Below are 23,238 nucleotides of genomic sequence, written 5' to 3'. Positions count from 1 at the left end.
AGGTGCATGGCAGGGATGTCGCGTCTGCGTGGAAGGCTGGGTTGGGTCGCGGCCCTGTTCATGGCTGTGGGGCTCGGAGCGGCATTGGCGCAGGTAGGCCCGACGACGCAGATATTCGACCCGAAGACGCACAAATGGATCAACTACGATCGCAAGAAGGCGCGGCAGTATTACGCCGCCCACGGCCAGGTGCCTGATGCGTTTCGCCGACAGATCGTGACGTTCCGCACGGCGGAGAAGCCGGGAACGATCATCATAGATGGCAACCAGCACTTCCTCTATCTCGTGCTGCCCGGTCTCAAGGCCGTGCGCTACGGCATCGGTGTCGGTCGCGACGGCTTTGGCTGGGCCGGCATCGTGCGCGTCGGCCGCACCGCCGAATGGCCAACCTGGACGCCGCCGGCCGAGATGGTGGCGCGCGATCCGAACGCCGCCAAGTTTGCCGGCGGCATGCCGGGCGGTCCCGACAATCCGCTCGGCGCACGTGCGCTCTACCTCTACCAGGGCGACCAGGACACCATCTACCGCATCCATGGAACGCCGGAACCGTGGACGATCGGCCTCGACGTGTCGTCCGGCTGTATCCGCATGAACAATGACGACATCGTCGACCTGCATGCGCAGGTGCGGGTGGGCGCCAAGGTCGTGGTGCTGATGCAAGGGGCTGCGCTCTACAAGGGGGTGTGATCCCTCTCAACGACCAGACGCATGGAACGAGGGGACGAAATGCGAACGATCCATCTTGCCGCCACTACCTTGCTGACCGGACTTGCTGCTGCCGGTTGCAGTTCCACCGCGCCAGAGCCGCAAGACATGGCGCGAACCACCGTGCAGACAGCACCCGCCGACCTGCAACTCACCTGCGCAAGTGCTGCCGCAACCTCGGCTGGCGTCGACGCCGACAAGGTGTTGCCGGTCGGTTCGTCGCAACTGGACGCGACCAGGTACCAGGTCGAACTCAATGCGTCCGGCCAGCGCTATACCTGCGTCGTCGACAATATGGGCACGGTTACGTCGGTGCAGAAGGCGGCCTGAAAGGCGCTTCAGACGCCAAAGGCGCACTGCGGAAGCTAGTCGTCCAGCGGTTCCGGCGGGCGGGTGTTGCGGCCCTTGCCGAAGGTGTAGCCGGTCTCGACCGCTTGCCTGCCGAACTTGCCGCGCAACACGTCGATGGCACCTTCCGCCAGTGCGCGCTTGCGTGACTGGACATCGACCAGATCAGGCGGATCGGCGCGCTCGTCGTCCGACAGGTCGCTGACGCCGATGCCGAGAAGGCGGTACTTGGTGCCGTCGGTTTCCCTGGCCAGCAATTGCATGCCGGTCTGGAAGATGCGGTCGGCGAGCCTTGTCGGATCGGCAAGCTGCCGGTTGCGCGTCCTGAGCTTGAAATCCTGCGTCTTGAGCTTCAGCACCACCGTCCGGCCCGCGATACCTGCCTTTTTCAGCCGCGCCGACACCTTCTCCGACAAGGCGCGCAGCACCGGCACGAGGTCGGCCGGCGTCGCGAGATCGGTGTCGAAGGTCGTCTCGGCCGAGACGCTCTTGGCTTCGTGATCGGGCGACACCTGCCGGTCGTCGTGGCCACGCGACAGATGGTAGAGCCGGCTGCCCATCGTGCCGTAGCGCCGCATCAAGTCGCCACGATCCATGCGCTGGAGCTGGCCGATGCTGCGGATGCCATCGCGTTCGAGCGTCGCGGCAAAGGCCTTGCCGACGCCCCAGATCATCGTCACCGGCTGTTGCGCGAGGAAACCCAGGGCCTCTGCCTCGCCGATGACCGCAAAGCCGCGCGGCTTGCGGAAGTCGGAGGCGATCTTGGCCAGGAACTTGCAGTAGGACAGCCCGGCCGAGACGGTGATGCCGATTTCCTTTTCCACGGCGGCTGCGAATCGAGCGAGGACCAGAGCGGGGGGAAGCCCGTGCAGTCGCTCGGTGCCGTCGAGATCGAGAAACGCCTCGTCGATGGAGATCGGCTCGACCAGCGGCGTCAGTGCCTGCATCATCGCCCGCACCTCGCGGCCGACGCGGACGTATTTCTCCATGTCGGGCTTGACCACCACCGCCTCGGGGCAGGCCTCCAGCGCCTTGAACATCGGCATCGCCGAGCGCACCCCATGGATGCGGGCGATGTAGCATGCGGTCGAAACCACCCCGCGCTTGCCGCCGCCGATGATGACGGGCTTGTCCTTCAGGTCGGGGTTGTCGCGCTTTTCCACTGCCGCATAGAACGCGTCGCAGTCGATATGGGCGAGATGCAGTTCGTAGAGCTCCGCATGGCGCAACAGGCGAGGGCTGCCGCAGGCATGGCAGCGCGGGCCTGCGCCGCGCTGAAGGGCAAGGCAGTCGCGGCAGAAACCGTGGCTGGGATCGTTGACAGGCATTGCCTTCACTGCGAACATAAAGAGAACGAACGCGATTTTATGCCAGCCGCAGTGCCGCGACAAGGCTGTGCGACGGAGCTATCCATGTCTGATGCCATCTTGCCGCTGACGCCCGATCTGTGGCCGCAATTCGAAGACCTGTTCGGCAAGCAGGGCGCTTGCTACGGCTGCTGGTGCACCTATTTCAGGCTGCCGCCGGCGGCACGGCGGCAAAGCAGTCGCGAACGCAACAAGGATCACATCAAGGCGCGCATCGAGGCGGGGCCTCCGCCGGGCGTGCTTGCCTTCGATGCCGGCCAGGCAGTTGGCTGGATGCAGATCGGCCCGCGCGCCGATGTGCCCGAATTCAACAATGCCGGCAGGGGATCCACGCCGCTGGATCCCGATGATGCCGGCGACCCACGTGTCTGGGCGATCTCGTGCTTCTTCATCCGCAACAATGCGCGCGGCCAGGGACTGACTCACCAACTGGTCGACGCCGGCATCGATTTTGCGCGCCAGTCGGGTGCGCGGCTGCTGGAGGCGTGCCCGATGGACCAGTCGAAGGATTCGCGCTCGGTCGGTCTTTTTGTCGGCTCGACGCGGGTATTCGAGAAAGCCGGGTTTTCGCGAGCGGCCGAGCGCAAGCCCGGCCGACCCCTTATGCGCCTGGAGCTCTGAGCCGCTCAGCCGGAAAAGCCGCCGCTTTCGAGGAACGCCAGTTCCTGCTCGCTCGATTCACGCCCGAGGATGGAGTTGCGGTGCGGGAAGCGGCCGAAACGAGCGACGATGTCGCGATGGCCGATGGCGTGCTTCAGGTAGTCGCCACCAAGGGCGGTCGACCGTTCGAGCGGGATGTCGTGGTCGGCCAACGTCTCGGAATGCGAGAACGGCAGGTAGAAGAACACCCGGATCGGCCCTTCTGTGGCGAGGTCGTGGCCGTCGGCCACCGCATTGCGCGCGAAATGGCGGGCGAGCGGATCGGTGGCATACATATGGCCGCTGCCGCGGAAACAGTTGCGCGGAAACTGGTCGAGCAGGATCATCAGCGCCAGTGCGCCTTCGGGGTCGCTCGCCCAGTGATCGCATTGGCGCTTGGCCGCGGCCATGTGCAGGTCGCCGAAACGGCTGCGGAACCGGTCGTCGAACATCTCGTCCTTGCGGAACCAGCCTTCGGGGCCGGCCTCGCGCCAATAGGCGACGACTTCGGTTGCGCGCTGCCTGTCCACCATGATCAATTCCTTTCCGTTTGTTCGGTCGTCTTCCTGGCGATGACGCTCGCCGCTTCCTCGTTGAGTGCCTTGGCGGCGCGGCGCGGTGGCGTCAGCGGCGTCGGCACCGGACCGGGAATGTTGCCCTGCAGATAGTTGCGGCCGGACTGGATGTCACCTGCGAACTGCATTTCCAGTCGCGCCGCATCGCGACGGCGCACTTCTTCGATCACCTCGGCGACTTCGTCGGGATCCTCGCCGAGCTTTTCGAGCGTGGAGCCGCCGAAAAGCAGCGCCGATTCGAATGTCTCGCGCAGCTGGAAATCGACGCCGGCGCGAATGAGTTCGATCGCGGTGCCCCGATCATAAGCCCGTGCCAGCACCGGTATCAGCGGGAATTCGGCCCTGAGATGCCCGGCGATGCGGACTGCGACATCCGCCTTGTCGACACAGATCAACACCGCACGTGCACGTCCGGCACCGGCAGCATGCAGGATGTCGAGCCTCGTGCCGTCACCGTAATAGACCTTGAAGCCGAAGTCCGCCGCCGCCTGGATCATCTCGACGTCGTTGTCGATGATCGAGACATCGACACCGCGCAGCAGAAGCGGCTGGCTGGCGATCTGGCCGAAGCGTCCGAAGCCGATGACCAGCACCGTGCCGCTCAACTCGGCAGCCACGTCGACATCTTCGAGCGACTGTTCGTCCTGTGGCGTGAAACGGCGCAGCACCATGATCGCCAGGGGCGTCAGCACCATGGAGATGATGATGATGGCGGTGAGGATAGCGTTGGACTCGCCGTCGATGATGCCTACGGCGAGTGCCGACGAATAGAGCACGAAAGCGAACTCGCCGCCTTGCGCCATGATCACCGCGCGCTCCAGCGCCTCGCGATGCCCCGAGCGCAGGCAGCGCGCCACGACGTAGATGCCAATGCCTTTCGCCAGCATGTAGACGACGACGTAGAAGGCGATCATCTGCCAGTTGGCTGCGACCACCAGGAGGTCGAGCGACATGCCGACGGCGATGAAGAACATGCCGAGCAGGATGCCGCGGAAGGGCTCGACGTCGGCCTCGAGCTGGTGGCGGAAGGTCGATTCGGAAAGCAGCACGCCTGCGAGGAAGGCACCCATCGCCATGGAGAGCCCGCCAAGCTGCATGGCGAGCGCCGAGCCGAGCACCACCAGCAGGGCGGCGGCGGTCATCACCTCGCGGGCGCGCGAATCGGCAAGGATGCGGAACAGCGGATTGAGCAGATATCGGCCGGCGATCACCAGGCCGGTGATGGAGGCGATGCCGATGCCGATCTCGCTCAGCCGGCCGGCCCACCCGGTGTCGACTTCACTGCCCGAAACCGGCGCAAGGAAGGCAACGAGCGCCAGCAGCGGAACGATGGCGAGGTCTTCCAGCAGCAGGATCGATACCATCCGCTGGCCCTTGGGCGTCGACATCTCGCCGCGCTCTTCGAGCAATTGCATGACGATCGCCGTGGAGGTCAGAACGAAGCCGGCGCCCGCTACAAAGGATTGCGCAACGGAAAATCCTGTCGCCAGTCCGATGGAGGTCAAAAGTAACGCGCAAAGTCCGACCTGGAATGCGCCGAGGCCGAAGATCTCTCGCCGCAGGCCCCACAGCCGCGACGGCTGCATCTCGAGCCCGATGATGAACAGGAACATCACCACGCCGAGTTCGGCGACATGCAGGATGGTTTCTGCCTCGGAGAACACGCCGATGCCGAAAGGGCCGATGATGACGCCGGCACTGAGATAGCCGAGTATCGAGCCAAGGCCGAGGCGCTTGAATATCGGAACGGCCACGACGCCCGCAGCCAGCAACGCCACAACCGGAATCAGGTCGACGCCCGTAGTCTCTGCCGCCATGCGCTCTGTCGATCCTTTGTTTGCGGCTGCCGGCCGCTTGAGGGGAAGCTCAAGATAGGTGGTTCGCACGCCGCCGAACAGCCCGCCTGATGGACCGAAATTTGCTGTAGGGACTTGCAGTCGGGCGGGGTGCGCTCGCTGGCCTCACAACCTGTCATTGCGTGTGACATGGCTTGACGCTAAGGCGGGTCCGGTTTCGACCAGCGGGTGGTTGAATTGCCGCCGGCATTTCCTGCCGGTTACGAGGAGAGGACTGACATGAACAAGATTCTGTTTGCCGTGATTGGTGTTGCTGCGCTTGGCCTTTCGGCCTGCTCGAAGGCGGCGCCGGAGTGCACCGCCGAAGTCATGGCCAAGAAGAGCCAGGAAGTGGGAACGGCGCTTCAGGAGGCGGTGACCAAGGATCCGGCCAAGGCTGCCGAACTGTCGGCCAAGGTGCAGGAAGTTGCGTCCAAGTACACTGGTGCCACCACTTCGGAAGAGGCCTGCAAGGCCTATGACGAACTGCTGACTGTCATCAAGGGCTGATTCTCGCGGCGAGAATCAAAAAAGGGCGGCGCCGATGGCGCCGCCCTTTTTTGTTGGGGCAGGGGAATCAGTTCTTGGCGATGGCGCCGACGGCGGTGTCGTCGACGCGCGACAGCTTCATGCCGATCACCGGCACCAGTTGCTTGTCGACACGCACCGAAACCGTGACATGCATCGAGTTCTCGTCAGGCACGCGGGCCTGCATCACGCCGTTGAGCTGGTTGCGGTTGAGCGACAGCACGACTTTTCTGCCATCGACGACGTTGCCGGAAACGATGTCCAGGCCCTTGCCCGCGGAGCCGTCGAGGAAGGTTCCGCGATAACTGCGTCCCTTCTGTTCGATGGTTGCCGACATCTTCTGGGTAAACACGCCGACGCGGCAGCCGCCGTCGAGCGACATCCCGACTTTCCCGCCCGGCGTCGAACCGGTGAAGCTGCAGGTGAACTTGGTGCCCTTGTATTTGCCGGCGACGATTTCGCCGGGTCCGACCCATTCGCCCTCGACCGATTTGAAGAATTTCTTGTCGCGTTCGGGTGCCTTGGTGGGTTCGGCATGTGCGATGCCTGAGAGCGAAACCGCCATGGCGGGCAAAACGGCGGACAAAAACAAGCGCTTCATGGGCACACCCGACAGCAGGAAACTGGAACGACTAGCTGCCGGGACCATGGCGAAAAATGGTTAATGCTTCGTCTATTTGGCCTTGTCGGCACCCTTGTCCTTGGTTGCGAATGTGGTGAGTGCGGCAAGGAAATCGCCCATGCCGGGTCGCTTGACCGCAGCAAAGGGCAGGGGGCGCGCCGTCTCCATTGCGGCAATGCCGATGCGCGCGGTCATCATGCCGTTGACGATGCCTTCGCCGAGCTTTGCCGACAGCTTGGCGGCAAGTCCGTGGCCCACAAGCTGCTGGACGAAACTGTCGCCGACGGCGATCGAGCCGGTAACGGCCAGATGGGCAAGTGCTGCGCGCGCCAGTCTGAAGAAGCCGAGCGTGCCCGGGCGGCCGCCGTACAGTTCAGCCAGCCGGCGGATCAGCCGGCCGGCCTCGAACACCACATAGGCGATGTCGACCAGCGCGCGTGGGCTGACGGCCGTGACAAGCGACACGCGCTTGGCCGCATCCAGGATGAGGATCTTTGCCTGTGCGTCGAGCGGCGTCAGGATTTCGGTCTCGGCAAGGCCCACCAGATCGCGGCCGTCGATCACTTCGCCGCGCAGATCCGCCAGGGCACGCCTGCCCGCAGCCGTTTCGGGCTTCGATGCCAGCAGGCTCGACAATTCGTCGACGACGCCGCGCGCTGCGCCGGGGTCATTGCGTTCGATGGCATCAGCCGCGCGGTTGCGCAGGCGCTCAACCGAGGCGAGCCGGAAAACCGACAAAAGCTCGCGAACGACTATGACGAGCAGCGCAACCGCGGCAATTGCGGCTGCACCTACCGCCAGCCAGCCGAGCCAGTCGGCCCTGGAAAACAGGTCGCGGATCAGCCTGTCGGTCCACAATCCGACGCCGAGCGAGACCAGGATGCCCGCCGCCGCGAGAAAGATTGCGCCGATGCGTGATTGGCACCTGGGTGCAGTGGCAGGCGGCGGTTCGGCCACGGCAATGTCGGCCTCGTCAAAGACGTCGAATTCGGCCGGCGTGACGACGACCGACTCCTTGGCCAGCGCACGAGGTTTGCGCTCGGCGGCCTGCGGCGTCCTGGCCGCAGCGCTGTCCCGTGCATCGGCTTCGGGCTCGATGCGGAACGCGGCAGGCTTGCGAGGCGTGCTCATGCGAGGTGGTCTCCAATCAGGAACTGCAAGGCGCGGTCGAGCCGGATGTGCGGCAGGGACAGCGTCACGCCTTCGGCGGTCCGTTCCAGCCTGGGCGGACGGAAACGCACGAAGCGGATCGTCGGATCGTTTGCGTCCTGGCGATGATTGGTGCCAAAATCCTGAAACACGACATCGGCTTTCTCCGGCAAGTCTCCGGGAAATATAGCTGTTTCCGTGCTACCGTCGAAACGCTCCTTGCCGATCGCCTCGCCCTCGATGGGTGTTCCAATGATGACGGGCAGCGTCTCGCGGCCTTGCTTGACCGTGCCTTCGCGCGTGGCGCGCACCGCAGCCAATGCCAGGACGTCGACTTCGGCACCTGAAAGGTTCGCCCGCGCCACGGCGCGATCGGTCAGCCGCCGCACGATCGATTGCAGCCGGTCGTGGCTCTCATGATGCAGGTGGTCGGCCTTGGTCGCAGCGACCAGGATGCGGTCGATGCGTCGTGAAAACAGGTCGGTCAAGAGATTGCCGCGGCCGGGTCGAAAGCAGGCAAGGATCTCGGTCACCGCGCGCTCCAGGTCGGCGATGGCGCCAGGGCCGGCGTTCAGGGCCTGCATGGCGTCGATCAGCACGATCTGCCTGTCGAGCCGGGCGATATGTTCGCGGAAGAACGGCTTTACCACATGGGTCTTGTACGCCTCGTAGCGCCGCTCCATCATCGCATGCAGCGAGCCGGGGCGCGCCCGCTGGCCAAGGCCGGGCAGCGGCGCAAAGGTTAGCGCCGGCGAACCCTCTAAGTCGCCCGGCATCAGGAAGCGCCCGGGCGGCAGCGTCGACAGCGCGCGCTCGTCGTCCTTGCATGCCTTGAGGTAAGCGGAAAACGTCTCGGCCAGCCGCCGGGCCGTCATCTCGTCGGCGTCGGCTTCCGGCTTCACCGTGGCCGCAAGCCCGCGCCAGGCTTCCGATAGGTCGGCCCTGACAGGCAGCCGGGCAAGTTCGAATGCCTCGCGGGAAAAATCGTCGTAACTCTTGCCGAGCAGCGGCAGGTCGAGCAGCCATTCGCCGGGATAGTCGACCAGGTCGACAGACAATTTTCCAGCTGAAAACATGCGGTTCCAGCCGGAAGCTGACTCGAATTCTATGGTCAGCCTGAGCTCCGAGATGGCGCGGGTGGAATCTGGCCAGATGCGCTGGTCAACGAGGGCCGCGACATGATCCTCGTACTGGAAGCGCGGCACGGCGTCGTCGGGCTGCTGCTCGAGGAAAGCGCGCGAGATGCGCCCTGATTTCTGCGCCTCGAACAGGGGCAGGCGGCCACCATGGATCAGATTGTGCACGAAGGCGGTGATGAACACCGTCTTGCCGGCACGTGAAAGCCCTGTGACGCCAAGGCGCAAGGAAGGCGAAAACAGCCCCGTAGCGCGGCCGGAGAGCGTGTCCAGCGCGATGCGCGCCTCGTCGGTAAAGGTGGTCAGTGACTCCAATCGTCATCCCCCATGCGGTCGCGCCGGATATAGGTGCCACCTCCGGGATTTGAAATGGCGTCCGGCTTCAAAGATCGGCCGGCGTCAGGAAAGCTTCGAGGTAGCCTCGGCCCAGTTCGGCGCCGGTCAGCGCGCCTTCGAGCCGGATTACGGCGAGGCCGGAGGTCGGAAATCCGGTGTGCAGCGTATGCAGCGCGGTCTCCTCGCCGTCGCCCGACACGGCGATGGCCAGATCTTCCATCATCGGATTATGCCCGATGACGAGGATCGAGCCGTGCCGGCCGTTTTCGCGGATCTTGTCGAGATAGCCGGCGGCATCTGCGCTGTAGAGGTCATCGCTGAAGACCACGCGTCCGGTATCGGCATGGCCGGCCAGGCCTTCCAGCGTTTCCCGGGCGCGCCGGGCGTTGGAGCAGAGCGTGAGTTCGGGCACGTAGCCGCAGGCCCGCATCGCTGTTCCGGTGGCTTCGGCGTCGGCGATACCCGTGGCGTCGAGCGGTCGATCGAAATCCCTGACGCCGGGCAGTGCCCAGCCGGCCTTGGCGTGTCTGAGAAGGTAGAGCTTGCTCAAATGTTGCTCCCGGAGCCTCAAGCTCCTGACGAGCCTGCGCCAATTATCCCTTCAGGATGTAGCCAAGCACCGGGCGCCTTGCAACCGGACGATGCCGGTCTGCGTTTCTTGGGGGGAGCGTTGCGCCGTTGCCACGCCGAATCGCCAGTTGCATGTAGGTGCCAACTTTTCGCGGATTACGCTTGTGCGAGGGTTGGCCCACGAATATATAGGCGCCAAAACGGGGTTGTTGGGTGAGTCGAATGAACGATACCGTTACACTTGGCTACGTGCCCTCCGAAGAGGAGCCGTTCATGAACGAACGGCAGAAGTCTTACTTCAGAGCAAAGTTGGTTGCCTGGAAGAACGACATCCTCCGCGAAGCTCGCGAAACCCTCGAAATACTCCAGCAGGAAAACGCCAACCATCCGGATCTTGCCGATCGTGCATCATCCGAGACGGACCGTGCCATCGAACTCAGGGCGCGCGACCGTCAACGCAAGTTGATCTCCAAGATCGACTCGGCGCTGCAGAGGATTGACGAGGGTACCTACGGCTATTGCGAGGAGACCGGCGAGCCGATCTCACTGAAGCGACTGGACGCACGTCCGATCGCCACGCTGTCGATCGAAGCGCAGGAGCGCCACGAGCGCCGCGAAAAGGTCTATCGCGACGACTGATCGCGGGATACCAGAACAAGAAAAAGGCGGCTTCGGCCGCCTTTTTTCTTGTCTGATGCCGGCCGTGTTATCGTTTGTGGCTGGTCAGCTCGCCGAGCAGCTTCGCCATCTCGTCGTCAAGCGACGGATCGGCGGCTTTTGCCGGCTTGGCCTGCGGTTTATCGTCAAGTGAGACTTCCAGCTCTTTCATCAGCGTCTCGTCGATTTCTTCGCCGCGCATTGGCGCGACTGCCGGGGCAGGTGACGATCGAACTGGAGGGGCGTAGCCCGCAGGAATGGCGGGCCTCGGCGCCGGACTGGGAGCAGCCGGTGCAGTCGGTGAGAGCGGTAGCCTGGGCGGTGCCTGCTTGACGGGAGCTGGCGGCGCGGGCTGCTGCGGTCTGGCAGCCGGTGCCTGTGCCGGCCGCTGGACCGTTGGTTGCGCTGCTGCTTGGCGAGCCGGTTGGGCAGCTTGCTGTCCGGCTTCGGTGCCGGTCAGCGCCGGGCGGCGCGGTGCGGTCATCCGGATATCTGTTTCGATAACGACATCTGTCGGTCCGCCGATCAGGAGCAGATGTTCGATGTCGTCGCGGCGCACCAGGACAAGCCGCCTCTGGCTGTCGACGGCAGTCGCGTCCATGACGGCAAGGCGCGTCTTCCTGTTCCTGCCACCGGCAACGAAGGTACCGAAGGTCAGGCTGCGGATCAGCTTGACGATGACCAGCACGATGACAAGCAGCACCAGCGCAGCGAACGTCCACAGCACTGCTGCCGCATATCCGGGTCCCGCCACGCTATCCAGCCATTCGAACATATCTTTTCCCCGTCGCCGCGCCGGGGCGACACTAACGCCTTGCCGCCGCGCCCGGCAAGTTGCCATTCGCGTATTACAGCCACGTTTGAAGCTAAGCGCATGATCTTGCCTCAGGCTTGCACCGCCTTTTTGAGGCTGGGCCTTTTCCCGGTAAGGAGAATGTGATTCAACCGCTTCCGTACGAGGGAGCTGGAGAGACTCGCAGGGGTATGGCCAAGGAAACGCGCAACGACTTTTATCCGGTTCCGATCGTGGATCAGGCAGCGCGCCCCGACGCCATCACGCGGCTGATCATCTTTATCGTCGTGCTGACCGGCGCGGCCATCGTATTCGGTGTGTTCCGCGAACGCCTGGGCGATCCGTTCCTGCTTGGCATGCTTGGCGTGCTTGCGATGATCGGCGTCGGCTATCTCTTCGCCACCGCCATCGGCTTCATCCAGATTTCCCCGCGCTCGCCTGCCGACGGCCTGTCCAAGGCCTTTGTCGATTCGATGTCGCAAGGGCTGGTGGTGACTGACGCCAAGGGCCGCGTGGTCTATGCCAACCGCGCCTATGCCGACATGACGGGAGCCACCACCGCATCGGACTTGAAAACGGTCGATGGCCTGTTGTCGGATGTGCCAGAGGCGTCGTCGACCATTTCCGAGTTGGCGTCGGGCCTGCGCGACGGTCAGGCGGGCGACGGCGAATTTCGGCTTGGTCAATCCGTTCGTCCAGGCGCTGCACCGGGCGCGCGCTGGTATCGCGTGCGGGCGCGTGCCTTCAGCATTCCAGGCCAACGCCAGCCGCTGAATGCCTGGCAGCTTGCCGATATTTCGCCGGAGCGGGCGGAGCAGGAACGCTTCTTCCTCGATCTCCAGCAGGCCATCGATCACCTCGACCACGCGCCGGCGGGTTTCTTCTCGGCCGACCAGGATGGCCGCATCACCTATGTCAATGCGACGCTGGCCGACTGGCTCGGCATCGATCTGGCGAGCTTCACGCCCGGCGCCATCAGCCTCGACGAAGTTGTCGCCGGCGACGGGATGGCGCTTGTCCGCTCCGTCAAGGCCGACCCGGGGACGACGCGCAATGCGGTGATCGACCTCGACCTCGCTACGGTGAACGGCGAAGCCTTGCCGGTTCGTTTCATGCACCGCGTCTCGGCGAGCCGCGAGGGCGTCAACGGGCCGACGCGCACCATCGTTCTCAACCGTACCCAGGGAGAGGACTCCTCCGCCCAGTTGCGCGCGTCGGAAGTACGCTTCACCCGCTTCTTCAATTCGACGCCCATGGCCATTGCAGGCGTCGACCAGGCTGGACGCATCCTGCGCACCAATGCGCCGTTCCTGTCGCTGTTCTCGTCGGTCGTCGACAGGGATGCGGTCGACCGGCGCGTGCGCCTCGACACCGTCATCCACGAGCGCGACCGCGCGGCATTTGCTGCGGCGCTCGAGCGCGCGCACCAGCGCCAGGCCGACATCGCGCCGATCGACACCGTGATGCCCGACAACGAGGAGCGCCACATGCGCTTCTACGTCAACGCTGTCGCCGACGGTTCGGACGCGGAGGGTGCTGAGGAAGCGGCGATCGTCTATGCCGTCGAGACGACCGAGCAGAAGGCGCTCGAGAGCCAGATGGCGCAGAGCCAGAAGATGCAGGCGGTGGGCCAACTCGCCGGCGGTATCGCCCACGACTTCAATAACGTGCTTACCGCCATCATCATGGCGTCGGACCTGCTTTTGACCAATCATCGGCCGTCGGATCCGTCCTTCCCCGACATCATGAACATCAAGCAGAACGCCAACCGCGCCGCCTCTCTGGTCAGGCAGCTTCTTGCATTCTCGCGCAAGCAGACGCTGCGTCCGGAAGTACTCAACCTTACCGACGTGCTTGCCGACCTGCGCACGCTGCTTGCCCGCCTGGTCGGCAACGGCATCAAGCTCAAGATCGACCATGGCCGCGACCTCTGGCCCATCCGGGCCGACATCGGCCAATTGGAGCAGGTCGTGGTCAATCTCGCGGTCAACGCGCGCGACGCCATGCCTGATGGCGGCGACCTGATGGTACGGACCAAGAATGTTCCGGCCGAAGATTGCAAGGCCTATGGCTACCGCGAACTGGTTCCGGCCGACTACGTGCTGGTCGAGGTCGAGGATACCGGCAGCGGTATCGCGCCCGAGGTGTTGAAGAAGATCTTCGAGCCGTTCTTCACCACCAAGGAGGTCGGCAAGGGCACGGGTCTCGGCTTGTCGATGGTCTATGGCATCATCAAGCAGACCGGCGGCTTCATCTATTGCGACTCCGAGGTCGGCAAGGGGACTGTGTTCCGCATCTTCCTGCCGCGGCACGTGGCCAAGGCGCAGCCGGCGGATGAAGTGAGGCCGGAGGCATCGGTTGCTGCAACGGCCAAGTCACAGGAAGCCGGGGCGGGCAACGTCGCCAAGGACCTGTCCGGCTCGGCCTCGGTTCTGCTGGTCGAGGACGAGGATGCGGTGCGCATGGGTGGGGTGAGGGCGCTCACCTCGCGTGGCTACACCGTCCACGAGGCATCGTCGGGCGTCGAGGCTCTCGAGATATTCGACGAACTCAAGGGCCAGATCGACATCGTGGTATCCGACGTCGTCATGCCCGAGATGGACGGCCCGACGCTGCTCGGCGAGTTGCGCAAACGCCAGCCCGATATCAAGTTCGTCTTCGTTTCCGGCTATGCCGAGGACGCTTTCGCCAAGAACCTTCCAGCCGATGCGCAGTTCGGATTCTTGCCCAAGCCGTTCTCGCTCAAGCAACTGGCGACGGTCGTCAAAGAGGTGCTCGAGAGCTAGGCACCGCGTATCCAGTTCAGTTCTGCCCGAACTTCTATTAGCTTTCCCGTATGTGGTGTTCATGCCATCATGCCGGCAAGCGCGTCGTCGGGGGTGACCAATGCAGACTACGCCGCACAACGAAGCAAGGCGCGGTGACTACGCTGAAACGGTGCTATTGGCCGGCGATCCGCAGCGGTCGGAGTGGATTGCCGCAACTTTCCTAGAAGACGTCAGGTGCGTGAACCGGGTGCGCGGCGCCCTCGGCTACACCGGCAGGTTCCGTGGCGTTCCGATAAGCGTCCAGACCACCGGCATCGGCGCGCCATCGATGGCCATCTATGCGCACGAACTTCTGGAGACCTATGGCGCCAGGACTTTGATCCGCGTCGGCACATGCGGCGGGTTGGCCGAGCACGTCAGGCTGCGCAGCCTGGTCATCTCGCAATCGTCGAGCAATGACGGCGCCGTCAACCGGCAGCTGTTCGGCTTCTACAGCTACGCGCCGAGCGCCGACTTCGATCTTTTGCGCCGCGCGGCACAGCGCGCCACCGAGCTGGGTCTGGACCATCATGTCGGCCAGACCGCTTCGAGCGATGTTTTCTACCACCCCGATGTGCTTGGACGCTTTGCCGGGGTCCGCGCCCATGGCGCATTGGCGGTCGATATGGAGACCAGCCTGCTCTACACGGTCGCCGCCCGCTTCCATGCCAAGGCCCTGTCGATCTGCACCGTGGTGGACAGCCTCGTTACCGACGAGCAGACGGACACGTCCGAGCGGCAGGAGCTCTTCACCGACATGGTGAAGCTTGCCCTCGACGTTGCTATCCCGGCGGAGCCGGGTACGCCCCAGCGGTAGCGATGCCACCGGCCTGTGGTAGCATGGCTCCGGCCTTGTGAGTCGGCCAACTTTCCCGCGTCATCCCGATCTATGAATGGAGCCGCCGGCGCGCTGGCAAGTTCCGCGCAAGCGATGTTCCATACCCTGATGGGGAGTTCTGGTCTGAGTTCATTGCGTGTGTGCAATCGGACGAAGGGACAGCCGATGGAACAGTTTGTCGAGGAAAGCATGAAGAGGCGTCTGACCGAGCCGGTCGACATACTCACCGCAGTCAGCATCCTGAAATCGCACGGCTATTGGGGGGACGAACTGGTCCTAGCGATCACCAGGATATTCTACGTCGATCTTGACACTTACAACGAGGTGGTCGGCGCCGCCTGAAGCAGATCAAGCGGCGGGAAAATAAGTGCCGCGATGTTGCACCGCACCATGGTGGGCTTGCTATTTCGAGCCAAATGATCCATATGCGGCGTCATAGGCGCTTGGGCCGGGCTTACGGCTTTCTCCCCAGAGAGACTGGTTGCGTCTGTTTTCTCCCTTTCCGGCAACGGAAGGCGGCGGAATAGACCCGCGGCATGAGGCCAGCGGGCACGACAGCGCAGCCGAGCGGACACGCGTCCGCCGCCTTGTCGTTTCACACGAGATTCGGGCCGGCAGGTTGCGCCCTGCCGCCATTGTTGTTTGTGACGGGAAAGCCGTCGCACGAAAGAAGAAGATATTGACGAATGAAATCAATGCGGAGCTGAACGGCTTCGCCAAACTCGGCATTACCGGCGCGCTGCTCAAGGCCACCCAGATGGCCGGATTCACTGAGCCCAAGCCGATCCAGATCGAGTCGATCCCGGCGCAGCTGGCCGGCCGCGACATCCTCGGCATCGCCCAGACCGGTTCCGGCAAGACCGCAGCCTTCTCGCTGCCGATCCTGCATAAGATCATGGCGCTCGGCACCAAGCGCCGGCCCAAGACGGCGCGTGCGCTGATCCTGGCGCCGACGCGCGAGCTCGCCGTGCAGATCGAAGATACCATAAAGATCCTCGCCAAGGGTGCGCATGTTTCGACCGCGCTGGTCCTCGGCGGCGTGTCGCGTTTCTCGCAGGTCAAGAAGATCGCTCCGGGCGTCGACGTGCTGATTGCCACGCCCGGCCGCCTGACCGACCTCGTCCGTGAAGGCGACCTCGTGTTGGCCGACACCCAGTGGCTGGTCCTCGACGAGGCCGACCGCATGCTCGACATGGGCTTCATCAACGACGTCAAGCGCATCGCCAAGGCGACCGCGCGCAACCGTCAGACCGCCCTGTTTTCGGCAACCATGCCGGCTGAGATCGCTGAATTGGCGCAGGGCCTGCTCAAGGATCCGATTCGCGTCGAGGTTGCGCCGCAGAGCACGACCGCGGCTGAAATCCGCCAGAGCATCATTCTCGCCCGCACCAAGCAGAAGCGTCAGATCCTGGCCAAGATGCTGGCCGATGACGCCATGACCTCGGTCCTGGTCTTCGCCCGCACCAAGCATGGCGCCGACCGTGTCGTGAAGGATCTGGATCGCGACGGCTTTCCCGCTGCCGTCATCCACGGCAACAAGTCGCAGAATGCGCGTCAGGCCGCGCTCAACGGCTTCCGCGCCGGCAAGGTCCGCATCCTCGTTGCCACCGATATCGCAGCACGCGGCATCGACGTACCCGGCATCAGCCACGTCGTGAACTTCGACCTGCCTGACGAAGCCGAAAGCTACGTCCACCGTATCGGCCGTACCGGCCGTAATGGCGCCAACGGCGTTGCGGTCACGCTGGTCGATCCCTCGGAAAACTCGAAGCTGAGGCAGGTCGAGCGCATCATCCGCATGAAGCTGACGATTGATGCCGACCATCTTGGCGAACCGGATCCGGCACGTCCGGCCGGCGAGCCACGCAGCTTCGTGCCGGCCAACGACCGCGGTGATCGCGAGGAACGCCGGCCCAGCGGTCAGCGCCCGCGCGGCAACAATGGCGGCAAGCCGAAGGGCGATCGTCCGAATGGAAATGCACCCAAGGGTGGCAAGCGCCGCTTCGGCGCGCGCAAGCCGAACACGCGCGCAGCATAAGCTGTGCAGCAGATCGGGCCTGCCTGGTCCATTTGCTGATGTGGCATGAATAGGTTAGGGCGGTCGGGGCGGTGCTTCGGCCGCCCTTTCGTTTGAGGGGTCTGCATGGCCGGGATAGCGACGCTCGCAATCGCCTATGTGCTGTCGCAGTTCTACCGCTCGTTCATGGCCGTGCTGACGCCGGCGCTCACCGCCGATCTCGGCGCCACCAAAGCGCAACTGTCCTTCGCCTCGGGAGCCTTCTTCATCGCCTTCGCCCTGGCGCAATTTGCCATCGGCGTTTCGCTCGATCGCTTTGGTCCGCGGCGCACGGCCTCGACGCTGCTTTTGTTCGGTGGCGGGGGCGGCGCGCTGTTTTTTGCCTCGGCCACTGCGCCCTGGATGGTGATTGCCGCGATGGCGATGATCGGCATCGGCTGCGCCCCGGTGTTGATGTCGTCGCTGTTCATCTTCGCCCGCACATTTTCGATCGCGCGTTTTGCCGTGCTTGCCTCGTGGATGGTCGCATTCGGCACGGCCGGCAACGTCATCGGTGCCGCGCCGCTGGCCCAGGCCGCCGAGGCATTCGGCTGGCGGCCAGTCATGGCCGGGCTCGGGGTCATCACTATGTTGGCCGCCCTCGCGGTGCTGGCGCTGGTGCGCGACCCGAAATCTCCTGATGGCGTGGACGGCGATGCCGCTGGCTTTGGCGGCTATCTCGCACTGTTGCGCATGCGGGTTCTGTGGCCGATCATCCCGCTCACCGCGATCAATTATGCGCCGACAACCGGCATCAGGGGCCTGTGGTCAGGGCCCTATCTCGTCGATGTCTATGGCGCGGATGCTTTGATGATCGGGCAGGTGACGTTTTTCATGGCCTTGGCCATGGTCGCTGGCGCCTTCGTCTATGGTCCCCTCGACACGATGTTCCGTACCAGGAAGTGGGTTGCGGTGGTTGGAAATACCATTGGCCTCGTGGCGATCCTCTATCTCGCGCTCAATGTCGTATCCGATCTGACCACCGTTACGGTCGTCTTCGTCATCATCGGCCTGACCGGCGGCAGCTATGGCCTGCTGATGGCGCACGCGCGCGCTTTCCTGCCGCCGCATCTGATCGGACGCGGCGTGACGCTGATGAACTTCTTCTCCATTGGCGGCGTGGGCGCAATGCAGTTTGCAACCGGTGCCGTGGTCACGGCAAGTGCCGTGCCGGGCGATCCGACGGCGTCATATCAGGCGCTGTTCTGGTTCTACGTTGTGATGCTCGGGGCTGCGATTGTCGTCTACCTCTGGGCGCGTGACGCCAAACCCGAAGCTGCCGCCGAAGCTGAGCTTCAGTCGTAGCTTGATCGTCTGAGATAGATGAGAGGCACTCTCTTCCATCGCGTGGAGGCACGCAGCGCCATCTCGCGAAAAGGCCGCGGAAGCAGGAAAAGGAGCTTCATGCCCCATGTCAGGCGCCGCGGGAACGTAACCTCGAAGCCGCTCTTGCGCATTGCCTTGCAGATCCGCTCGGCTGCAGCGTCGACTGCCATCATCGCCGGCATGGAGAACGCGCTTTTCTCCGTCAGCGGCGTGGCGACGAAACCCGGGTTCATCACCTGCGTGCGGATGTTCATCTTGTCGAAGTCGAACTTCAGCGCCTCGGCGATGATGTTGACCGCAGCCTTGGTGGCGCCATAGGCAGCCGTGGTTGGCCAGCCGAAATAGGCGCTGATCGATCCCATGATCACGACGTGCCCGCGACCGCGGTTGCGCATGCGTTCGACAACCGGCACCAGGCCGTTGAGGACGCCAAAGACGTTGACCGCAAAGCTCTGTCGGAAGGTCTCCAATCGAAGATTGTCGCCGGTCACCGGCATGTAGGCGCCGGCGTTGAAGATGGCCAGCACGATCGGTCCCGCCTGTGCCTCGATCGCTGCCACGGCGGCGGCCATGCCGGCCTCGTCGGTCACGTCGGACGGAAAGGACAGGACCCGGCCGGTCATGCCCTGGGTCTCTTCGATCAGCGTGTCGATCGGATCATTGGGGCGTACGGTCACGGCGACCGTGTAGCCCTCCTTGGCCAGCAGGCGCGCGACCGAACGACCGATTCCGGTGCTGCCACCTGTGATCCATGCGACCCCATCGCGCGGGTCCGCCCGATATGTGCTCACCCCATCCCCCTCGAAGCTGCCTGCTGATGCTCTAGCGAGGCGGCGCGTCGATGGGAAGTCCGTTTTGCCCTGAGCCGCCCTCCTATGCCAATTGCCGTCATATTGCAGGGTTGCGTCCCGTTTGACGCCAAGATGCAATGGGCCAGAGAATTTCATCCCTTGAAAGCGCGGCCTCACATTTCTAGGGTTCGTCGGCGAATTAGGAAGGAATCTTCATGCGCTCGGTGATCGATGCCATCGGCAACACGCCTTTGATCCGGCTCAAGCGGGCCTCGGAGGAAACGGGTTGCGAAATCCTCGGCAAGGCCGAGTTCATGAACCCCGGCCAGTCGGTCAAGGATCGCGCCGGTCTGTTCATCATCCGTGACGCCGAGCAGCGCGGCCTGCTCCGGCCCGGCGGGGTGATCGTCGAAGGTACTGCCGGCAATACCGGCATCGGTCTGACCGTCGTCGCCAAGGCACTCGGCTACCGCACGGTGATCGTCATTCCCGACACCCAGAGCCAGGAAAAGAAGGACGCCCTTCGCTTGCTCGGCGCCGAACTGATCGAGGTTCCTGCCGTTCCCTACAAGAACCCGAACAACTACGTGAAGGTTTCCGGCCGGCTTGCCGAACAATTGGCTAGGTCCGACCCCAATGGGGCGATCTGGGCCAACCAGTTCGACAATGTCGCCAACCGTGAAGGCCACATCCGCACGACGGCGGAAGAGATCTGGCAGCAGACCGGCGGCAAGGTTGACGGGTTCGTTTCGGCAGTCGGCACCGGCGGCACGTTGGCCGGCGTGGCTATCGGCCTCAAGGCCAAGCGCGATGCGGTTAAGATCGCGCTCGCCGATCCGCTGGGCGCATCCCTGTACAGCTACTACACGACAGGCGAACTGAAGGCCGAGGGCAGTTCGATCACCGAAGGCATCGGCCAGGGGCGCATCACCGCCAATCTCGACGGCTTCTCGCCGGACTTCTCCTTCCAGATCCCCGACGAAGAGGCGCTGCCCATCGTTTTCAACCTGATCCAGGAAGAGGGCATCTGCGTCGGCGGCTCCACAGGCATCAACATCGCTGGGGCGATGCGCCTGGCACGGGAACTCGGACCGGGCCATACCATTGTGACCGTACTTGCGGATTTCGGCACGCGTTATCAATCCAAGCTGTTCAATCCGGATTTCCTGCGCAGCAAGAACCTGCCCGTTCCCGATTGGATGGAGAGCGAGCCCAACATCGCGGTTCCGTTCGAGGTGGCATGATGGCATTTTCGACCCAGGCGGTCTTTCGCGACGATGCATATCTGCGCGAGACCGAGGCGACCGTGGTCGGCGTCAACGACCGCGGCGGCATCATTCTCGACCGGACCATCTTTTATGCCACGTCGGGCGGCCAGCCCGGCGATACCGGTCTTTTGATGCGTGGCGACGGCAGCAACATCTCGGTTGCTGCCACGATTACCGGTGAGACCAAGGACGAGATCATCCATGTTCCGGGGCTGGAGCAGGCCGTGCCGGAAATCGGCGAACGCCTGAAGCTTTCGATCGACTGGCCGCGCCGGCACTTTTTGATGCGCATGCACGCCGCCTGCCATCTGCTGACCGTGGTGTGCCCATATCCGATAACCGGGGCGTCGGTCAGCGAGGAGGACTCGCGCGTCGACTTCGACATTCCCGACGCCGGCTTCACCAAGGAAGACGTTACATCCCAGATGATGGAACTCGTCCGCGCCAACCACCCGATCTACAACAGGTGGATCTCCGATGACGAACTCGCGGCAAATCCGACGCTGGTGAAGTCGAAGAACGTTCGGCCGCCTTCCGGCACCGGCAAGATCAGGCTGGTCTGCATCGGTGACAACGCCTCGATCGACAGCCAGCCCTGCGGCGGAACCCATGTTGCCGGCACGGCCGAAATCGGCGAGATCCATATCGGCAAGATCGAAAAGAAAGGGCGCGAGAACCGCCGCTTCCGCATCCGCTTCGGCGCGATGCCTTCCAACTGAACCGGAGACTGCCATGAGCGACAAAAGCGCTTTCGTCATCGATGCGGATTGGCTGGAAAAGCGGCTGGGCACGCCCGGACTGTCGATCGTCGACGCCTCCTGGTACATGCCGGCGCAGAAACGCGATGCGCGGGCCGAATACGATGCCGTCCACATCCCGGGGGCGGTGTTCTTCGACCAGGACCTGGTCGTCGATCCGAATTCGACCTTGCCGCATACGCTGCCATCGCCATCCCTTTTCGCCCGCTTTGCCGGTTCGATGGGCATTTCGGCTGACGACACCATCGTGGTCTACGACGGACCCGGTTTCATGGCCGCGCCGCGCGTCTGGTGGATGTTCCGCATCATGGGCGTGTTCCAGGTCTATATCCTGGACGGCGGTTTCGAGCGCTGGAAGGCTGCAGGCCGGCCGGTGACCGCCGAGCCGACCAAGACCGCTCCGGGCGTCTTCCACGTCGACTATGACGCGTCCAAGGTCGTTTCGCTCGCCGAGATGCGCAAGATCGTCGACACCGGCAGCGCCCAGGTCGCCGATGCGCGTTCCGCGGGACGTTTCGAGGGCACCGACCCGGAGCCGCGGGCTGGCCTGCGCTCGGGCCATATGCCGGGCGCTCGCAGCGTACCTTCGGGGACGCTGTCCGAGAACGGCGAACTGTTGCCGCTCGACCGCCTGCAGGCGACGCTCGAAGCGGCTGGCATCGACCTGTCCAAGCCGGTGGTCACGTCCTGCGGTTCTGGCGTCACGGCTGCCGTCATCGCGCTTGCGCTGCAATCGCTCGGCCATGGCGACGTCAGGCTTTACGACGGCTCGTGGACCGAGTGGGGCGGCATGTCCGACACGCCTGTGGTGACGGGAAAAGCATGAACATGGCCGCGGACCGCAGCGAGAATATCGAGGTCACGGTCACGTTTCTGGAGATGCACGTGCCGCCGGCCTACACGCCACCGCTGCCGGTCAATCGCCAGATAGCGCTGCTCAGGACCCGAAACATACCGCTGCATTACTACCGCTATCTCGCCGATCGGGTCGGCCGCAAATGGCATTGGGTCAACATCCTCCGGCTCGATGACGAAGAACTTGCCGCCGGGCTGCATCGCGAGGACCGCGACATTCGCGTGCTCTATCTCGATGGCGCGCCGGCCGGCTTCCTCGATCTCAAGCCGCATCTGCCCGACGAGGTCGAACTCGCCTATTTCGGCATGATGGACCATGCCATGGGGCAGGGCATCGGACGCTGGTTCCTTGGTGCCGCGATCGCTGCCGCGTGGTCATATCGCCCGAACAAGGTGACGGTGCAGACCTGCACGCTCGACCATCCGGCAGCTCTTCCGCTCTACCAGAAGATGGGTTTTTCGCCGGTCGCGCAGAAGACCGAGACGGTGCGGACCATGACCTTTGCCGAACGTTCGGCGAGCGTCATGCGGCCGTGAACGCATACAACCCAGGCTGAACCGTCCGTTCATCGCTTCTTCAGGTTGCTTCTGGCATTTTCCAGCCCATCGGATCTGACCATCTGGTCGACGTGCAAGGAGAATTGAAGATGTTGAACCGCCGTACGCTTGCTGCCGCGCTGATCGCCGTACTTGCCGCGCCTTCTTTCGCTGCCGCGCAGGCGACGACGCCTTCGGCGTCGCAGATCGAGCGCCAGCTTCAGGCAGCGCCGACGACGAAGCTCAGGCCCAACCAGCGCGTGACCGTGCGCGAATTCAAGCGCCGCCCCGATCTGCGCCGCATGGCCCCGTCGATCGACATCCAGTCGATCAACTTCGCCTTTGGCTCGGCCGAGGTTCCCTATTCGCAATACGGCAAGGTGGAGAACATCGCCAACGCGCTCGAGCGCATTCTGCGCCGCGACCCCGGTGCCCGCGTGCTGATCGAGGGGCACACCGATGCCGTCGGTTCGTTTGCGTCGAACCAGGCGCTATCCGAGCGCCGCGCCGCATCGCTGAAGCAGACGCTGGTGCGTGAGTTCGGCATTCCGCGCTATGCCCTGGAGACGGTCGGTTATGGCGAGGAGTTCCTGCTGGTGCAGACCCAGAACGAGAACTGGCGCAACCGCCGCGTGACGCTGCGCCGCTACGACGCCTTCATCCGCTAGCACTTGCTAGGACAGTTCGATGAGCCCGGTTCGCGAGAGCCGGGCTTTTTTCGTTCTCGGACTGTCGGCGTGTT

24 protein-coding genes are annotated in these 23,238 nt (G+C 63.9%); 15 read left to right on the top strand and 9 right to left on the bottom strand.

Annotated elements, in window-relative coordinates:
- Window positions 1–60 precede the first annotated feature (60 nt).
- Both CO731_RS18295 and CO731_RS18290 read left to right on the top strand, forming a co-directional pair.
- Complete coding sequence (locus CO731_RS18295; protein WP_245439906.1) at window positions 61–687, top strand: L,D-transpeptidase; 627 nt, start codon at window positions 61–63, stop codon at window positions 685–687.
- A 39-nt stretch (window positions 688–726) separates the two neighbouring features.
- Window positions 727–1,035 carry a hypothetical protein gene (locus tag CO731_RS18290; RefSeq protein ID WP_108608239.1) on the top strand — a complete coding sequence of 103 codons (309 nt, stop codon included), beginning with the start codon at window positions 727–729 and terminating at the stop codon, window positions 1,033–1,035.
- Window positions 1,036–1,070: 35 nt separating this feature from the next.
- On the opposite strand, the gene CO731_RS18285 is transcribed toward CO731_RS18290, so the two are convergent.
- Window positions 1,071–2,399, bottom strand: a complete 1,329-nt coding sequence (locus CO731_RS18285) for a DNA polymerase IV (RefSeq protein WP_108608238.1) — start codon at window positions 2,397–2,399, stop codon at window positions 1,071–1,073.
- Between the two features lie 66 nt (window positions 2,400–2,465).
- Here CO731_RS18285 and CO731_RS18280 point away from each other — a divergent pair, with 66 nt between their 5' ends.
- Window positions 2,466–3,041 (top strand): GNAT family N-acetyltransferase, encoded by a 576-nt coding sequence (locus CO731_RS18280; RefSeq protein ID WP_108608237.1) that lies wholly within the window; start codon window positions 2,466–2,468, stop codon window positions 3,039–3,041.
- A 5-nt stretch (window positions 3,042–3,046) separates the two neighbouring features.
- Here the strand turns inward: CO731_RS18280 and CO731_RS18275 are convergent, their stop codons facing one another.
- On the bottom strand, window positions 3,047–3,592 hold the full coding sequence (locus CO731_RS18275; RefSeq protein ID WP_108608236.1) for a DUF924 family protein: 546 nt from the start codon (window positions 3,590–3,592) through the stop codon (window positions 3,047–3,049).
- A gap of 2 nt (window positions 3,593–3,594) precedes the next feature.
- Window positions 3,595–5,451: a monovalent cation:proton antiporter-2 (CPA2) family protein gene (locus tag CO731_RS18270; protein WP_108609912.1), complete on the bottom strand. Its 1,857-nt coding sequence runs from the start codon at window positions 5,449–5,451 to the stop codon at window positions 3,595–3,597.
- 258 nt (window positions 5,452–5,709) lie between these two features.
- Between CO731_RS18270 and CO731_RS18265 the strand changes: the two genes are divergently transcribed.
- Window positions 5,710–5,979: a hypothetical protein gene (locus CO731_RS18265; RefSeq protein WP_108608235.1), complete on the top strand. Its 270-nt coding sequence runs from the start codon at window positions 5,710–5,712 to the stop codon at window positions 5,977–5,979.
- A 67-nt stretch (window positions 5,980–6,046) separates the two neighbouring features.
- Here the strand turns inward: CO731_RS18265 and CO731_RS18260 are convergent, their stop codons facing one another.
- From CO731_RS18260 to CO731_RS18245, 4 genes are all read right to left on the bottom strand, one after another.
- Window positions 6,047–6,598 carry a hypothetical protein gene (locus CO731_RS18260; protein WP_108608234.1) on the bottom strand — a complete coding sequence of 184 codons (552 nt, stop codon included), beginning with the start codon at window positions 6,596–6,598 and terminating at the stop codon, window positions 6,047–6,049.
- A gap of 72 nt (window positions 6,599–6,670) precedes the next feature.
- Window positions 6,671–7,750 carry a TIGR01620 family protein gene (locus tag CO731_RS18255; protein WP_108608233.1) on the bottom strand — a complete coding sequence of 360 codons (1,080 nt, stop codon included), beginning with the start codon at window positions 7,748–7,750 and terminating at the stop codon, window positions 6,671–6,673.
- The gene (locus tag CO731_RS18250; RefSeq protein WP_108608232.1) at window positions 7,747–9,219 is read right to left on the bottom strand and encodes a YcjX family protein; all 1,473 of its coding nucleotides are present in this window, start codon (window positions 9,217–9,219) and stop codon (window positions 7,747–7,749) included. Before CO731_RS18250 ends, CO731_RS18255 begins: the two co-directional genes overlap by 4 nt.
- Window positions 9,220–9,286: 67 nt before the next feature.
- Window positions 9,287–9,790 (bottom strand): histidine phosphatase family protein, encoded by a 504-nt coding sequence (locus CO731_RS18245; RefSeq protein ID WP_108608231.1) that lies wholly within the window; start codon window positions 9,788–9,790, stop codon window positions 9,287–9,289.
- Between the two features lie 242 nt (window positions 9,791–10,032).
- Here CO731_RS18245 and dksA point away from each other — a divergent pair, with 242 nt between their 5' ends.
- The gene (dksA, locus tag CO731_RS18240) at window positions 10,033–10,449 is read left to right on the top strand and encodes an RNA polymerase-binding protein DksA (protein ID WP_055973928.1); all 417 of its coding nucleotides are present in this window, start codon (window positions 10,033–10,035) and stop codon (window positions 10,447–10,449) included.
- 67 nt (window positions 10,450–10,516) lie between these two features.
- Here dksA and CO731_RS18235 read toward each other — a convergent pair whose 3' ends face one another.
- Complete coding sequence (locus CO731_RS18235; protein ID WP_108608230.1) at window positions 10,517–11,242, bottom strand: flagellar biosynthetic protein FliO; 726 nt, start codon at window positions 11,240–11,242, stop codon at window positions 10,517–10,519.
- A gap of 209 nt (window positions 11,243–11,451) precedes the next feature.
- On the opposite strand from CO731_RS18235, the gene CO731_RS18230 reads away from it, so the two are divergent.
- The 5 genes from CO731_RS18230 (at window position 11,452) to CO731_RS18215 (ending at window position 18,266) form a co-directional block, all read left to right on the top strand.
- Window positions 11,452–14,046 (top strand): PAS domain-containing sensor histidine kinase, encoded by a 2,595-nt coding sequence (locus CO731_RS18230; protein WP_108608229.1) that lies wholly within the window; start codon window positions 11,452–11,454, stop codon window positions 14,044–14,046.
- Between the two features lie 100 nt (window positions 14,047–14,146).
- Complete coding sequence (gene deoD / locus CO731_RS18225; RefSeq protein WP_108608228.1) at window positions 14,147–14,884, top strand: purine-nucleoside phosphorylase; 738 nt, start codon at window positions 14,147–14,149, stop codon at window positions 14,882–14,884.
- Between the two features lie 210 nt (window positions 14,885–15,094).
- Window positions 15,095–15,247 carry a hypothetical protein gene (locus CO731_RS29090; protein WP_183262411.1) on the top strand — a complete coding sequence of 51 codons (153 nt, stop codon included), beginning with the start codon at window positions 15,095–15,097 and terminating at the stop codon, window positions 15,245–15,247.
- A gap of 337 nt (window positions 15,248–15,584) precedes the next feature.
- Window positions 15,585–16,943, top strand: a complete 1,359-nt coding sequence (locus CO731_RS18220) for a DEAD/DEAH box helicase (RefSeq protein ID WP_183261301.1) — start codon at window positions 15,585–15,587, stop codon at window positions 16,941–16,943.
- 105 nt (window positions 16,944–17,048) lie between these two features.
- Window positions 17,049–18,266: an MFS transporter gene (locus CO731_RS18215; protein WP_108608227.1), complete on the top strand. Its 1,218-nt coding sequence runs from the start codon at window positions 17,049–17,051 to the stop codon at window positions 18,264–18,266.
- On the opposite strand, the gene CO731_RS18210 is transcribed toward CO731_RS18215, so the two are convergent.
- The gene (locus CO731_RS18210) at window positions 18,257–19,078 is read right to left on the bottom strand and encodes an SDR family NAD(P)-dependent oxidoreductase (protein WP_108608226.1); all 822 of its coding nucleotides are present in this window, start codon (window positions 19,076–19,078) and stop codon (window positions 18,257–18,259) included. The two genes, CO731_RS18215 and CO731_RS18210, sit on opposite strands and share 10 nt — an antisense overlap.
- A gap of 215 nt (window positions 19,079–19,293) precedes the next feature.
- On the opposite strand from CO731_RS18210, the gene CO731_RS18205 reads away from it, so the two are divergent.
- The 5 genes from CO731_RS18205 to CO731_RS18185 all read left to right on the top strand — a co-directional run bounded on the left by CO731_RS18205 (window position 19,294) and on the right by CO731_RS18185 (window position 23,164).
- Complete coding sequence (locus CO731_RS18205) at window positions 19,294–20,322, top strand: cysteine synthase A (protein ID WP_108608225.1); 1,029 nt, start codon at window positions 19,294–19,296, stop codon at window positions 20,320–20,322.
- Window positions 20,322–21,065: an alanyl-tRNA editing protein gene (locus CO731_RS18200; protein ID WP_108608224.1), complete on the top strand. Its 744-nt coding sequence runs from the start codon at window positions 20,322–20,324 to the stop codon at window positions 21,063–21,065. The genes CO731_RS18205 and CO731_RS18200 overlap by 1 nt, the downstream gene beginning before the upstream one ends.
- Window positions 21,066–21,078: 13 nt before the next feature.
- Entirely contained in the window at window positions 21,079–21,930 is an 852-nt protein-coding gene (sseA, locus tag CO731_RS18195) for a 3-mercaptopyruvate sulfurtransferase (RefSeq protein WP_108608223.1), read from the top strand.
- A gap of 2 nt (window positions 21,931–21,932) precedes the next feature.
- Window positions 21,933–22,496, top strand: coding sequence for a GNAT family N-acetyltransferase (locus CO731_RS18190; protein ID WP_108609910.1), 564 nt, complete (start codon window positions 21,933–21,935; stop codon window positions 22,494–22,496).
- Between the two features lie 110 nt (window positions 22,497–22,606).
- On the top strand, window positions 22,607–23,164 hold the full coding sequence (locus tag CO731_RS18185; protein WP_108608222.1) for an OmpA family protein: 558 nt from the start codon (window positions 22,607–22,609) through the stop codon (window positions 23,162–23,164).
- Window positions 23,165–23,238 lie beyond the last annotated feature (74 nt).

This window comes from Aminobacter sp. MSH1 (assembly GCF_003071665.1).
GTDB classification, from domain to species: Bacteria; Pseudomonadota; Alphaproteobacteria; order Rhizobiales; family Rhizobiaceae; genus Aminobacter; species Aminobacter niigataensis.
The sequence above is the reverse complement of the archived record's forward strand: the minus strand, read 5'-3'. Positions and strand labels throughout refer to the sequence as shown.

What these genes read in the sequence shown, in the direction of transcription:
- CO731_RS18255 (WP_108608233.1), bottom strand. Translation starts at nt 7,750, where the DNA reads ATGAGCACGCCTCGCAAGCCTGCCGCGTTCCGCATCGAGCCCGAAGCC.
- CO731_RS18190 (WP_108609910.1), top strand. Translation starts at nt 21,933, where the DNA reads ATGGCCGCGGACCGCAGCGAGAATATCGAGGTCACGGTCACGTTTCTG.
- CO731_RS18205 (WP_108608225.1), top strand. Translation starts at nt 19,294, where the DNA reads ATGCGCTCGGTGATCGATGCCATCGGCAACACGCCTTTGATCCGGCTC.
- CO731_RS18200 (WP_108608224.1), top strand. Translation starts at nt 20,322, where the DNA reads ATGGCATTTTCGACCCAGGCGGTCTTTCGCGACGATGCATATCTGCGC.
- sseA (WP_108608223.1), top strand. Translation starts at nt 21,079, where the DNA reads ATGAGCGACAAAAGCGCTTTCGTCATCGATGCGGATTGGCTGGAAAAG.
- CO731_RS18230 (WP_108608229.1), top strand. Translation starts at nt 11,452, where the DNA reads ATGGCCAAGGAAACGCGCAACGACTTTTATCCGGTTCCGATCGTGGAT.
- CO731_RS18260 (WP_108608234.1), bottom strand. Translation starts at nt 6,598, where the DNA reads ATGAAGCGCTTGTTTTTGTCCGCCGTTTTGCCCGCCATGGCGGTTTCG.
- dksA (WP_055973928.1), top strand. Translation starts at nt 10,033, where the DNA reads ATGAACGATACCGTTACACTTGGCTACGTGCCCTCCGAAGAGGAGCCG.
- CO731_RS18285 (WP_108608238.1), bottom strand. Translation starts at nt 2,399, where the DNA reads ATGTTCGCAGTGAAGGCAATGCCTGTCAACGATCCCAGCCACGGTTTC.
- CO731_RS18265 (WP_108608235.1), top strand. Translation starts at nt 5,710, where the DNA reads ATGAACAAGATTCTGTTTGCCGTGATTGGTGTTGCTGCGCTTGGCCTT.
- CO731_RS18275 (WP_108608236.1), bottom strand. Translation starts at nt 3,592, where the DNA reads ATGGTGGACAGGCAGCGCGCAACCGAAGTCGTCGCCTATTGGCGCGAG.
- CO731_RS18295 (WP_245439906.1), top strand. Translation starts at nt 61, where the DNA reads ATGGCTGTGGGGCTCGGAGCGGCATTGGCGCAGGTAGGCCCGACGACG.
- CO731_RS18280 (WP_108608237.1), top strand. Translation starts at nt 2,466, where the DNA reads ATGTCTGATGCCATCTTGCCGCTGACGCCCGATCTGTGGCCGCAATTC.
- CO731_RS18185 (WP_108608222.1), top strand. Translation starts at nt 22,607, where the DNA reads ATGTTGAACCGCCGTACGCTTGCTGCCGCGCTGATCGCCGTACTTGCC.
- CO731_RS18215 (WP_108608227.1), top strand. Translation starts at nt 17,049, where the DNA reads ATGGCCGGGATAGCGACGCTCGCAATCGCCTATGTGCTGTCGCAGTTC.
- CO731_RS18235 (WP_108608230.1), bottom strand. Translation starts at nt 11,242, where the DNA reads ATGTTCGAATGGCTGGATAGCGTGGCGGGACCCGGATATGCGGCAGCA.
- deoD (WP_108608228.1), top strand. Translation starts at nt 14,147, where the DNA reads ATGCAGACTACGCCGCACAACGAAGCAAGGCGCGGTGACTACGCTGAA.
- CO731_RS18270 (WP_108609912.1), bottom strand. Translation starts at nt 5,451, where the DNA reads ATGGCGGCAGAGACTACGGGCGTCGACCTGATTCCGGTTGTGGCGTTG.
- CO731_RS18290 (WP_108608239.1), top strand. Translation starts at nt 727, where the DNA reads ATGCGAACGATCCATCTTGCCGCCACTACCTTGCTGACCGGACTTGCT.
- CO731_RS29090 (WP_183262411.1), top strand. Translation starts at nt 15,095, where the DNA reads ATGAAGAGGCGTCTGACCGAGCCGGTCGACATACTCACCGCAGTCAGC.